Source organism: Plantactinospora alkalitolerans (assembly GCF_015690345.1).
Classification (GTDB): Bacteria; Actinomycetota; Actinomycetes; order Mycobacteriales; family Micromonosporaceae; genus Plantactinospora; species Plantactinospora alkalitolerans.
Genome location: NZ_JADPUN010000308.1, coordinates 1 through 11,692, shown reverse-complemented (window position 1 = coordinate 11,692; position 11,692 = coordinate 1). Strand labels below are relative to the sequence as shown.

Sequence of the window (11,692 nt, the reverse complement as noted above, 5' to 3'; positions counted from 1 at the left end):
GGGGCGGGTGGCCGGCGATTGACACCTGGCTAGGCTGGTCGGGTGACGGTGGAGGAGCAGGTGATGGGGGCGGAGGGCGGCGTGCCCGCCAGCGGCGTACGGCGACGGCGGTCCCGCCGCGACGAGATCCTGGAGATCGCGGTCGGCCTGTTCGCGGCCCGCGGCTATCACGGGGTCTCGATGGACGACATCGGATCGGCGGCCGGGGTGACCGGGCCGGCGCTCTACCACCATTTTGCGGGCAAGGAGGCGATGCTCGCCGCCGCGTTGATGCCGGTGAGTGACGGGTTGCTGGCCGGTGGCCGGCAGCGGGTCGCCGAGCAACCGGAGCATGCCCGTGCGGCGCTCGAGTCATTGATCGACTTTCATGTCGAGTTCGCCCTGGCCAATCCCGCGGTCATCGCGCTGCACCTGCACGAGTTGGACCGGTTGCCCGAGGAGCCGCGTCGGCAGATCCGCCGGCTGCAACGGCTCTACGTCGAGGAGTGGGTCGGGGTGCTGACCGCGCTGCATCCGAAGCTGTCGGCCGGCGAGGCCCGGGTACTGGCACACGCCGCATTCGGTCTGATGAACTCCACGCCGTTCCTCGGCGGCGAGGTCGACCGCCAGCGCCGGGCCGCGCTGCTGCGCGCCGCCACCCTCGCCGCGCTGCTGGCGGATCCGGACGACTGAGCCGGCCGGACGCCGACCCCACCCCTGGGAAGGAACGCAAGGAAAATGATCGAGTCGCTGCTCGTCGCCAACCGCGGCGAGATCGCTCGCCGGATCATCCGCACCGCCCGGCGGCTCGGTGTCCGGACGATCGCCGTCTACTCCGAGGCGGATGTCGACCTGCCCTTCGTACGCGAGGCCGACGAGGCGATCTGTGTCGGACCGGCCAATCCGGCGCAGAGCTACCGCAACCCGGAAGCGATCCTCGCCGCGGCGAAGTCGACAAATGCGCGGGCCGTCCACCCCGGGTACGGCTTCCTGTCGGAGAACGCGGACTTCGCCCGTACCGTCGAGGCGAACGGGCTGATCTGGGTCGGACCCGGTGCCGATGCGATCACCGCGATGGGCGACAAGATCAACGCCCGTAACCTGATGGCCGACGCCGGAGTTCCGGTCGCACCCGGCACCACCGAACCGGCCGCCGACGTGGAGGCGGCGCTGGCCGCCGCCGGGACGATCGGCTTCCCGGTCATGGTCAAGGCCGCCGCCGGTGGTGGCGGGATGGGCATGGCGGTGGCGTCCGACGAGGCCGGCCTGCGGACCGAGTACGACAAGGTGCGCGCGTTCGCCGAGCGGATGTTCGGGGACGGCTCGGTGCTGATCGAGCGCTACTTTCCCCGGGTACGGCACGTCGAGGTGCAGATCCTCGGACTTGCCGACGGTCGGGTGGTGGCCCTGGGCGAGCGGGAGTGCTCGGTACAGCGGCGTAACCAGAAGCTGGTCGAGGAGTCGCCGTCACCGGCCGTCTCGGCCGAACTGCGGGAACGGCTGCTGGCGGCCGCGGTCCGGGCCGGTGAGGCGGTCGGCTACCGCAACGCGGGCACCGTCGAGTGTCTGCTCGACCCGATGACCGGGGAGTTCTTCTTCCTGGAGATGAACACCCGGCTCCAGGTCGAACATCCGGTGACCGAACTGGTCTACGGCGTGGATCTGGTCGAGGAGCAGCTTCGGGTCGCGGCCGGACTGGAACCCGGGTTCGACCCGGCCGCGTTGACGCCGCGCGGGCACGCCATCGAGCTGCGGATCAACGCCGAGGATCCGAAGCGGTTCCTGCCGGGTCCGGGCGCGGTGACCGCGTGGACCGAGCCGACCGGTGAGGGTGTCCGGGTCGATTCCGGGTACGCCCTCGGCACGACAGTCACGCCGTTCTACGACTCCCTGATGGCCAAGCTCGTCGTGTACGGCGCGGACAGGTCCGAGGCGATCGCGCGGGCCCGGACGGCGGTGGCCGGGTTCGAGATCGCGGGTCCGAAGTGCAACCTGCCGTTCTTCGCCGAGCTATTCGACAACGCCGAGTTCGTCGGCGGCGACTACGACACCGGCATCGTCGGCCGGATGCGGGCGAAGAAGTGACCGGCCGGGCGGACCTGCCGAGTGCGGTGTCGATCCGCGAGGTCGGCCCGCGCGACGGTCTGCAGAACGAGGACCCGGTACCGACCGACGGCAAGGTCCGGCTGCTCGACGCGCTGTCCCGGACCGGAGTACGCCGGATCGAGGCGGTCTCCTTCGTCCATCCGAGGGCAATCCCGCAGATGGCCGACGCGGACGAGGTCTGGACGCGGGCGTTCCGGGCCCCCGCCGTCCGCTACTCGGCCCTGGTGCCGAACTCGCGCGGAGCGGAGCGGGCCCTCGCCGCCGGGTTCACCGAGATCGAGGTGGTGGTCTCGGCCAGCGACACCCACAACCGGCGCAACGTCAACCGGTCCACCGCCGAGTCGCTGGACGACATCGCGGGACTGATCGACCTGCTGCACTCCGCCGGGGCGACCGCCGAGGTGATCGTCGCGACCAGCTTCGGCTGCCCGTACGAGGGGGACGTCGCCCCGGCCCGGGTGGCCGGAATCGTGGACCGGGTGGTGGCCGACGGGGCGGACCGGGTCGCGTTCGGCGACACCACCGGGATGGCGACCCCACGCCGGGTACGGGAACTCGTCACCGAGGTCCGGGACCGCCAGCCCGACATCCCGGTCCTGCTGCACTTCCACAACACCCGGGGCACCGCCCTGGCCAACCTGCTCACCGCCCTCGAACTCGGCATCACCGAGTACGACGCCAGCGTCGGCGGCCTCGGCGGCTGCCCGTACGCGCCCGGGGCGAGCGGGAACGTCGCCACCGAGGAGGTGGTGCACATGCTGCACGACATGGGCATCGAGACCGGGATCGACCTCGACGCGCTGCTGGAGGCGGCGGCACTGGCCGAGGAACTGGTCGGCCGGGAGCTGCCCTCCGGAGTGCTCCGCGCCGGTCCGCGTACTCGCCTTACGGCGAGGTAAGGAAGGGCCCCTTCTTATCGTTTTCTGTATAGGAAGGGCCCCTTCTTAACCTCGCTCGCCGAGGTTCGCGGCGGAGGGGCCGGTGGATTCGCCGGCCCCTCCACCGTGCTGGGCTCAGCCGATCGGAGCGAGCACGGCCGGCCAGCTGTCCGGGAACACCTGGCTTCCGGTGCTGCGGGCGTCCTCACCACTGACCCGGGTACCGGCGAAGAGGTTGGTCACCCGGTTCGCCTCGGCGGTGCTCGGGTACGGGTTGGTGCAGCTGGTGCCGGCGCTGCCACCGGACATCAACAGTGAACAGTTTCCGTTGTAGTTGTCCGGCAGCCCGAGGATGTGGCCGATCTCGTGACTCATGATCCGCAGCGGGCTGTACTGCGCGGCCTGCTGGGTGTCGATGTAGACCCGGCCGTTGCCCAGGCTGGTCCGGACGGCGTACGAGCCGCCGCCGGTGATCGAGTAGATCCGGAGGTTGTTGCCGCAGTTCGCCGAGAGCGTCAGGTTCGACGTGGCGTTGTTCCAGATCGAGGCGGCCTGGTTCGCGACGCCGCCGAAGCTGCCCGCCTGGCTGGTGTTGTAGCAGATGGTCATGGCGGCGGAGGCGGGCGACGGGTTGGCGACGGTGACGCCCAGGGTGGCACCCGCCGTCGCGACGAACGCGACAACGAGTCGGCTGATCCGTGAGGTCATGACTCACTCTCCGATCGGGTGGTATGGGGTGCCCGCATCCTAATTATCGACAATTATCAATTTCAACATCCTTTCCGGGTACGTGGTTGTTCGGTATGACCGCTGGCGGGGTGCCCCGGAGTGGCCCGGAGTCGCCCGGATGCCGTAACCTAACGATCGTTTAGGTCGGTAGACGGGCTAGGGGGTCGGCGTGACACTCGACGGTGCGGCACCCGGACAGCACGACGGAACGGAGCTGGAACAGCTCGGCAAGCGGGTCCGGTCCGGCGGCGCGGAGAAGTACCACGCGGCCAACGCCGCCAAGGGCAAGCTGTTCGCCCGCGAACGAATCGCGATGCTTGTCGACTCCGGATCGTTCGTCGAGGACGGCATGTACGCGAACGCGCTCGCCGAGGGCCTCCCCGCCGACGGCGTGATCACCGGCTCGGCCAGCATCGACGGCCGGCAGGTCTGCCTGATGGCCAACGACTCGACCGTCAAGGCCGGAAGCTGGGGCGCGCGTACCGTCGAGAAGATCATTCGGATCATCGAGCGGGCGTACGCGGCCGGACAGCCGATGGTCTACCTGGTCGACTCGGCCGGCGCCCGGATCACCGACCAGGTCGACCTGTTCCCGGGGCGACGCGGCGCGGGCAAGATCTTCTGGAACCAGGTACGCGCCTCCGGCTCGATCCCGCAGGTCTGCGCGCTCTTCGGACCGAGCGCCGCCGGTGGGGCGTACATCCCCGCGTTCTGCGACGTCGTGGCGATGGTCGACGGCAACGCCAGCATGTACCTCGGATCGGACCGGATGGTCGAGATGGTCACCGGGGAGAAGACCACTCTGGAGGAGATGGGCGGGGCCCGGGTGCACTGCGCCGAGTCCGGCGTCGGGCACTTCCTCTGCAAGACCGAGGCGGACGCCCTCGACGTGGTCCGGCGCTACCTGTCGTACCTGCCGGCGAACTGGACGCAGGCGCCACCGGCCGCGCCGGCCGCCGCCGCACCGGGCAACGTCGACCTGGCCGCGCTGGTGCCGGCGAGCGAGCGGCAGGCGTTCGACATGCGCCGGTACGTCAGGGGACTGCTCGACACGGACTCCTTCCTGGAGATCCATGCCCTCTGGGCGAAGGAACTGACCATCGGCTTCGGCCGGCTGAACGGCGAGGTCGTCGGGGTGGTCGCGAACAACTCGATGTTCAAGGGCGGCGTGCTCTTCGTCGACTCGGCGGACAAGGCGACCCGGTTCGTCCAACTCTGCGACGCGTTCAACGTGCCGCTGCTGTTCCTCTCCGACGTGCCCGGGTTCATGGTCGGCACGGCGGTGGAGAAGCAGGGCATCATCCGACACGGCGCGAAGATGATCACGGCGATCTCCGAGGCGACCGTACCCAAGATCTGCGTGGTGGTCCGCAAGGCGTACGGCGCCGGGCTCTACGCGATGGCCGGTCCCGGCTTCGAGCCGGACGCGACGATCGCGCTGCCCACCGCGAAGATCGCGGTCATGGGCGCCGAGGCGGCGGTGAACGCGGTCTACGCCAACAAGATCGCCGCGATCGAGGACCCGGACGAGCGGGCCGCCTTCGTGGCGGAGCGACGCGCCGCCTACGAGCAGGACATCGACATCGTCCGGCTGGCCAGCGAACTGGTCGTCGACGCGATCGTCGAGCCGGGCGACCTGCGGCCGGAACTGATCCGGCGGTTCGACGCCGCCCGGGGCAAGGACCGGCACTTCTCCCGTCGCCGGCACGGCGTCACGCCCGTTTAGGGACCAGGACCCGGTTCGGGATCAGCGGCAGTACCCGCCCGAGACGTCACGAGCGCACCGGCGGACCGACCCATTGGAGGAACCCATGGACTTCCGGCTTTCCGACGAGTACGAGGCGCTGCGATCCAGTGTGCGGGAGTTCGCCCGCGAGGTGGTCGCCCCGGTCATCGCCGAACACTACGAACAGCACACCTTCCCGTACGAGGTCGTCGCGCAGATGGGCAAGATGGGGCTGTTCGGCCTGCCGTTCCCGGAGGAGCACGGCGGGATGGGCGGGGACTACTTCGCGCTCTGCCTCGTACTGGAGGAACTGGCCCGGGTCGACTCCAGCGTCGCCATCACCCTGGAGGCGGCGGTCTCGCTCGGCGCGATGCCGATCTACCGGTTCGGCACCGACGAGCAGCGGGCCCGCTGGCTGCCGAAGCTGGCCCGGGGTGAGGCGCTGGCCGGATTCGGCCTGACCGAACCGGGCTTCGGATCGGACGCCGGCGGCACGGCGACCCGGGCGGTCCTGGACGGCGACGAGTGGGTGATCAACGGTTCGAAGGCGTTCATCACCAACTCCGGCACGGACATCACGGCGCTGGTCACCGTGACCGCGGTGACCGGGGTGAACGCCGACGGTTCCAAGGAACTGTCGAGCATCATCGTCCCGTCCGGCACCCCGGGCTTCACGGTCGCGCCGGGGTACTCGAAGGTCGGCTGGTGTGCCTCCGACACCCACGAGCTGACCTTCGACGACTGCCGGGTGCCGGCGGAGAACCTGCTCGGCCAGCGCGGCCGGGGCTTCGCCCAGTTCCTGCGGATCCTCGACGAGGGGCGGATCGCCATCGCGGCCCTGTCGGTCGGCCTCGCCCAGGGCTGCGTGGACGAGTCGATCCGGTACGCGAAGGACCGGAACGCCTTCGGACAGCCGATCGGCAACTTCCAGGCGATCCAGTTCAAGATCGCTGACATGGAGCGGCGGGCGTACACCTCGCGGCTGGCGTACTACGACGCGGCGGCACGGATGCTGGCCGGCGAGGACTTCAAGCGGCAGGCGGCGATCGCCAAGCTGCACGCCAGCGAGTGCGCGGTGGACAACGCCCGCGAGGCGACCCAGATCCACGGCGGCTACGGCTTCATGAACGAGTTCCCGGTGGCCCGGTTCTGGCGCGACTCGAAGATCCTGGAGATCGGCGAGGGCACCTCCGAGGTGCAGCGGATGATCATCGCCCGCGATCTCGGCCTGTGACCGGTCCGGCCGGGCGACGCACCTGGAAGAAGTGCAGCCCGGTCAAGCCGTACGCGAGCAGGTTGCCCTCCCCGGGCAGCCAGAGCGTTCCGTTCACCCGGTCGTGCCGGCTCGGCCCGAGACGCATCATGGGGCCGGGTCGGTCGTGGGCGACGTCCTCCAGCCGTAGCTCGTTCTCGTGCACCCTCGCCCGCCAGGCGCCGTCCGGGCTGGTCGTCTCGGTCCGGAGACTGTCGCGCGGCGGGCGCATCCCGCTCGCCGGAACGGTCACCAACTGCTGACCGGTGCGAGCATCCCAGGCCCGGTCGCCGTCCTCGGCATGGGTGAACAGCCAACTGCTGTCCAGACCGACGGCGAAGGACAGGATCTGGCGGGCGTACCCGCCGGTGAGCGTGAAGCGCCGGTTCCCGGTCCGTACGTCGAAGACGTAGACGTACGTGGAGGCGGGCGGGTCCTCGACGCCCCAGCCCCCGGTCGCGTGCGTCGTTCGTACGGCCAGCCAACTGCCGTCCGGGCTGAACTCGACCCGCCCGGCGGATTCGCGCCGCGAACACTCCAGGTGGCGTCGACGACCGGTGCCGAGGTCCAGGCAGGTGACGGTGCTTCCGCCGCTCGTCACGGCCAGCAGGGAGCCGTCGAGGCTCAGGTCGACGTCCCAGGCGCTGGCGCCGGAACCGGGCGGCGGGCCGGCGAGAGGGTGGTCCGGCGGCAGGTTGACCAGGATCGGGCGGTCCATCGTGGCCTGAAGTGCCCGGGCCTGCCCGCCCCAGCCGGGATGGTGGTGGAGGCGGTAGAGCAGGATGTCCAGCACCGCCTCCGGCGGAACGGTCGGGTCGAGCAGCGGGCCGTTCTCCGCCAACCCCGCACGCAGCTCGACGGCTCGGTTCGCGCTCGTCGGCGCGGTCGTGCTCGTCGCCTGCGCCACCAGGGTGAGATCGCGGAACGGTGCGACCAGCCCGCCCCGGACCAGCCGCTGCGTGACCCAGCGGAGGTCACCGGCGAGTAGTCCCGCCCGCGTCTGCCGACCGGCGTCGAGCAGGTGGGACACCAGGTGCCGGCACAGGTAGCCCTCGGGGTCGGCGAGCCGCCACCAGGCCCGGTCCGGGACGCTACCCGCCAGCGGTCCGGCCTGCGGCAGCCGGCCGGCCAGGTCGTCCACCAGCGCGGCGTTCAGCTCCGTCAAGCGGCCCTCGCCGAGGTCCAGCCGCCCGATCGACCGGACCACCGGGTCCACGGCGACCGTTGCGTCCGGGTGGAGGTGCAGCAGCGACAACTCCGCGAGTCGCCGGCACAGCGCCGCGCTGTCGTCCGGGCCCATCGCGGCCGTCGACCGCCACAGCATCCGGACGAGTTCGACCGGAATCTTCGTCCCTTCCGCGAAAATGCCCAGTTCGGCGAGCCGCTCCGCGCCGCCCGCCGGCAGTCGGCCGGCGCGGGTCCGCAGCGCGTCCCGTACCGCCCGCTCGATGGTCACGGCGTCCACCGCGACCGCGTCGGCCCGGCTCGGTATCCCCGCCCGGTCCATCGTGGTCACCAGGTGCACGTGACCAGGCCGACCGGACAGCAGACCTCCCTTGTATTCCGCATCGGCCGGGACGGCGTCGACCACCAGCAGCAAGCAGCGGTACATGTCGAGGACCCGGTCTTCCGCCGCCGACCACAGCTCACCGTCGAAGCTCATCGACTTCCCGGCCAACCGGACATTGCGTTGGTGGCGTGCGGCGGCCGTGCCCGGCTTGTCCCGGGTCTCGGGGCCCGCCGTCACCCACCAGATCTGCTCCCCGAACCGGCGCCGCACCCGTTGGTCCGCGCACACCATCCGGGCCACGACGGCCAGGCCGAACCCGTGCGCGCCGGGTGGGCCTTCGGCAACGATCGCCACGCTCCTGATGTACGGCCGTTTGGCCCTCGGACGAATCATCAGGAGTCGTACCGCCGCGTCAACCGCGTCGGGCCGAGGAATCTCCAACCAGCCCGGCAGGGGCACGAGTGTGGGCGGATGCTGGCCGCGGTAGCCGTACCGTTTCCTGATCTGACGGTCGAGCCACGTCATGGCGACCTCCCGGCCGGCGCCGTCCCGGTCGCGGTGCATCCGCTCCGGCAGTGGCGGCCCACTCGGACAAGTCTCGCAACAGCCGGCAACCGTCGAAGGGCACGCCGGTCAGTCGGCGGCCAGTTCGGCCAGGGCCCGGACGGTCTTCCAGTTTCGGGTGGTCGACGCCGTGCCCAACTGCTTCTCCAGATAGGCGTTGCTGAACTTGGTCCGGCCGAACCCGTCCGGATAGTGCAGGTAGATCTCCCGGCCGGCGAGGGTGAACTCGGCGGTGTCCGTACCCGGAACGGTCAGTTCGGCCGCCCGGCCGGACTCGGGCGTCTCGGCCAGGAACGCGACCAGCAGCTTGGTCTCGTCCTGCTCCGATTTGAGGTACGGGTTGTCGGCGGCCAGCGCCGCCAGCTCCGCGTCCGACCGGACCAGCACGGGTACGTCCAGGCCCAGCTCGTCGGCGATGGCCTTCCGGATCGCACCGCCGAGCCGATCCGGGCCCGAGCCGCGTCCCTTGCCCGCCCCCGGCTCGGCGCCGAAGACCACGTTTCCGCTCTGGAGGTACGTCCTGACGTCCTGGTGTCCGAGGTCGGTGACGATCCGGCGCAGCTCGGCCATACTGATCCGATTGCCCGAACTGACGTTGATGCCGCGCAGCAGTGCGACGTACTGGGTCATGCCGGTCAGGCTAGTGCCGCCGGGGCGGGCTGGATACGGAGTCAGCCGGACGCGCGCCGCCGCCGAAGCAGGAAGAGGATCGTCAGCAGGATGCCGAGGAGGACGACCGGGGCGCCCGCCATCAGCAGCCAGCCGGGACGCCAGCGCCGATCGTTCTCGGACCGGGCGCCGCTTGCCACGGCGGCCTGGGACGGGATCCGTCCCCGCGAGTCGACCTGACCCCGGGGGACGAGCTGGCCGACGCGGGCGTCGGCGGGCAGCCCGAAGCCCCAGTCGAGCAGCGCCGCGCCCTGTTGCCAGCCGCGGAGCGGCTGCGACTCCGCGCCGAGCAGGGTGACCAGCAGGGTACGGCCGTTCCGTTCGGCGGCCCCGACGAAGCTGTGCCGGGCCAGGTCGGTGTAGCCGGTCTTGCCGCCCAACGCGCCCGGATACTGGTGCAGCAGTTGGTTGTCGTTCCAGATCGGATAGCCCTTGGTCTTCCCCGCTTCCTGGGCCGGTACCTGCGCCATCCTCGTCGCGGCGTACCGCCGGAAGTCCTCGCGGGCGAAGCACGCACGGGCGATCAGTGCCAGGTCGTACGCGCTGGTGTACTGCCCCGGGCCGTCCAGACCGGACGGTGTCGCGGCATGCGTCTGGTACGCCCCGAGCTTGCGGGCCTCGGCGTTCATCGCGGCGACACCGCCGGCCATCCCTCCCGTGCCGCCACCGAGCCGGGCCAGTACGTTCGCCGCGTCGTTGCCGGAGTTGAGGATAAGTCCCAGCCACAGCGTCTCGACCGGGTACCGGCCGCCCCGGACCAGACCGACGGCCGAACTGCCCGGCTCGAAGTCGAGGTCCGACTCGGTCACCTCGATCAGTCGGGTCGGATCGAGCTGCGGCATCACCGTCGCCGCCAGCAGGAGCTTCTGCACGCTGGCCGGTACGCCGTACTCGTGCGGACCGCAGCCGCCGAGCACCGCGCCGGTGGTCAGGTCCGCGACCAGCCACGAGGTCGCGGTGACCCCCGGCGGTGTTGGTGCGCCGGCCGGGGCGACCAGACCGGCGGCCGCCAGCTCCGGGCCACCCACCGTCCGGTGCGCCGGATCGAGCGGTGGCGGCGCGGGCCGGGTGGGTCGGGCCACCGGCGGGCTCGGCACGGGACACGGTTTCTCCGGCGCAGCCACCCGTACCGTCGTCGGCTGCCGGGCCGCCGGGTTCTGTTCCGGGGCAGCGAGCTGCCGCGTCGCCGCCGCCCGGGGAGCACCTGCCATCGTCACCGACGGCAGCACCAGCACGGCACTGGCTACTCTGAGTATGAGCAACCCTCGCGTCATACTCCGGAGAGTAACTGTCGTCCCTCGTTCGGGTGGCGATTTGCCGTATCGGCCCCGGGGTCGCCGGCGGTACGGCGGTGGCGGCGGTGCCCGTGGCCCTGACCGGCCTAGACTGGCGCCGTGAGCGCACCGCAGCGCCGAGCCCCGGGCGACATGCTGGTGCACCTGCGCCGGGCTCGTGACCACGCCGACCGCCACTACACCGAGTCGCTCGATCTTGAGACGCTCGCCGGGGTGGCCGGCATCAGCAAGTACCACTTCCAGCGGTTGTTCACCGCCACGTACGGCATCTCGCCGGCGGCGTACCTGTCGCAGCGGCGGGTGGAACGCGCGCAGGACCTGCTGCGCTCCACCAACCTGACCGTCACCGAGGTCTGCCACGCCGTCGGCTTCTCCAGCCTCGGCTCGTTCAGCAGCCGGTTCCGGGAACTGGTCGGGGAGACGCCGAGCGAGTTCCAGCGGCGCTGGGCCGCCACGGGTGCGCCCCGCATCCCCGGATGTTTCGTGTTCATGTGGGGCCTGGCGGAACGGCGCGGATGCGCAAGCCAGGAGAAGCCGCAGGCCGCCGCCGGCTCCTAGACGAGTAGTTCCGAATGGATCAGTGGTCGTAGGCGATCAGTGACCGGGTGACGGGTGCGCCGGTCTTGTTGTTGTGCCAGATCGCGGCGGCCATGGCCAGCAGGCGTTGGGCGACTCGGACCGCGACGCCCTCGAAGGTCCGTCCGCCGTGTTCTTCCAGGTCGAGTTGGCCTTTGAGGGTGTCGTTGACCGACTCGATGAGTTGGCGGACCTTCTTGAGCATCGGTTCGCCGTAGTGGGCCTTCTCCCGCTTGCGGGACGGTCGCAGCAGCTCGATGCCCTGGGCAGCGAGTTGCCGCTCGAACGGTTTGGAGGCGAAGCCCTTGTCCGAGATGAGCAGGATGCCGTCGTGTTCGGCGATCACCCCGGCGTCGGCTTCCAGCATCGCGGCCAGTACCTCGCGTTCGCCGATCTTGGGGTTCGCCA

The 11,692-nt window shown here is 70.6% G+C and carries 11 protein-coding genes; 6 read left to right on the top strand and 5 right to left on the bottom strand.

Annotated features, from left to right (window positions below):
- Window positions 1-63: 63 nt before the first annotated feature.
- From I0C86_RS34330 to I0C86_RS34320, 3 genes are read left to right on the top strand one after another with little or no spacing between them, the layout of a single operon-like run.
- Entirely contained in the window at window positions 64-672 is a 609-nt protein-coding gene (locus I0C86_RS34330; RefSeq protein ID WP_196205471.1) for a TetR/AcrR family transcriptional regulator, read from the top strand.
- Window positions 673-717: 45 nt separating this feature from the next.
- Window positions 718-2,064 carry an acetyl-CoA carboxylase biotin carboxylase subunit gene (locus tag I0C86_RS34325; protein ID WP_196205467.1) on the top strand — a complete coding sequence of 449 codons (1,347 nt, stop codon included), beginning with the start codon at window positions 718-720 and terminating at the stop codon, window positions 2,062-2,064.
- Between the two features lie 14 nt (window positions 2,065-2,078).
- Window positions 2,079-2,984 carry a hydroxymethylglutaryl-CoA lyase gene (locus I0C86_RS34320; protein ID WP_196205470.1) on the top strand — a complete coding sequence of 302 codons (906 nt, stop codon included), beginning with the start codon at window positions 2,079-2,081 and terminating at the stop codon, window positions 2,982-2,984.
- A gap of 114 nt (window positions 2,985-3,098) precedes the next feature.
- Here I0C86_RS34320 and I0C86_RS34315 read toward each other — a convergent pair whose 3' ends face one another.
- Window positions 3,099-3,671 (bottom strand): snapalysin family zinc-dependent metalloprotease, encoded by a 573-nt coding sequence (locus I0C86_RS34315; RefSeq protein WP_196205466.1) that lies wholly within the window; start codon window positions 3,669-3,671, stop codon window positions 3,099-3,101.
- A 190-nt stretch (window positions 3,672-3,861) separates the two neighbouring features.
- Between I0C86_RS34315 and I0C86_RS34310 the strand changes: the two genes are divergently transcribed.
- Both I0C86_RS34310 and I0C86_RS34305 read left to right on the top strand, forming a co-directional pair.
- Complete coding sequence (locus tag I0C86_RS34310; protein ID WP_407676381.1) at window positions 3,862-5,418, top strand: acyl-CoA carboxylase subunit beta; 1,557 nt, start codon at window positions 3,862-3,864, stop codon at window positions 5,416-5,418.
- An 85-nt stretch (window positions 5,419-5,503) separates the two neighbouring features.
- Complete coding sequence (locus I0C86_RS34305; RefSeq protein ID WP_196205465.1) at window positions 5,504-6,652, top strand: acyl-CoA dehydrogenase family protein; 1,149 nt, start codon at window positions 5,504-5,506, stop codon at window positions 6,650-6,652.
- On the opposite strand, the gene I0C86_RS34300 is transcribed toward I0C86_RS34305, so the two are convergent.
- From I0C86_RS34300 to I0C86_RS34290, 3 genes are all read right to left on the bottom strand, one after another.
- A complete protein-coding gene (locus I0C86_RS34300; protein WP_196205464.1) occupies window positions 6,627-8,705 on the bottom strand; it encodes a hypothetical protein in 2,079 nt (692 codons plus the stop codon). The two genes, I0C86_RS34305 and I0C86_RS34300, sit on opposite strands and share 26 nt — an antisense overlap.
- Before the next feature lie 108 nt (window positions 8,706-8,813).
- Complete coding sequence (locus I0C86_RS34295) at window positions 8,814-9,374, bottom strand: DUF1697 domain-containing protein (protein WP_196205463.1); 561 nt, start codon at window positions 9,372-9,374, stop codon at window positions 8,814-8,816.
- A 41-nt stretch (window positions 9,375-9,415) separates the two neighbouring features.
- Entirely contained in the window at window positions 9,416-10,624 is a 1,209-nt protein-coding gene (locus I0C86_RS34290; protein WP_230395259.1) for a D-alanyl-D-alanine carboxypeptidase family protein, read from the bottom strand.
- A 183-nt stretch (window positions 10,625-10,807) separates the two neighbouring features.
- Here I0C86_RS34290 and I0C86_RS34285 point away from each other — a divergent pair, with 183 nt between their 5' ends.
- A complete protein-coding gene (locus I0C86_RS34285; protein WP_323374016.1) occupies window positions 10,808-11,266 on the top strand; it encodes an AraC family transcriptional regulator in 459 nt (152 codons plus the stop codon).
- Between the two features lie 19 nt (window positions 11,267-11,285).
- Here I0C86_RS34285 and I0C86_RS34280 read toward each other — a convergent pair.
- Window positions 11,286-11,692, bottom strand: a 407-nt coding sequence (locus I0C86_RS34280) for a transposase (RefSeq protein WP_323373422.1), incomplete at its 5' end; no start/stop codon positions are given.

Excerpts from the sequence above, each read along its gene's own strand:
- I0C86_RS34330 (WP_196205471.1), top strand. The coding sequence starts at position 64 with ATGGGGGCGGAGGGCGGCGTGCCCGCCAGCGGCGTACGGCGACGGCGG.
- I0C86_RS34300 (WP_196205464.1), bottom strand. The coding sequence starts at position 8,705 with ATGACGTGGCTCGACCGTCAGATCAGGAAACGGTACGGCTACCGCGGC.
- I0C86_RS34295 (WP_196205463.1), bottom strand. The coding sequence starts at position 9,374 with ATGACCCAGTACGTCGCACTGCTGCGCGGCATCAACGTCAGTTCGGGC.
- I0C86_RS34315 (WP_196205466.1), bottom strand. The coding sequence starts at position 3,671 with ATGACCTCACGGATCAGCCGACTCGTTGTCGCGTTCGTCGCGACGGCG.
- I0C86_RS34325 (WP_196205467.1), top strand. The coding sequence starts at position 718 with ATGATCGAGTCGCTGCTCGTCGCCAACCGCGGCGAGATCGCTCGCCGG.
- I0C86_RS34305 (WP_196205465.1), top strand. The coding sequence starts at position 5,504 with ATGGACTTCCGGCTTTCCGACGAGTACGAGGCGCTGCGATCCAGTGTG.
- I0C86_RS34290 (WP_230395259.1), bottom strand. The coding sequence starts at position 10,624 with ATGGCAGGTGCTCCCCGGGCGGCGGCGACGCGGCAGCTCGCTGCCCCG.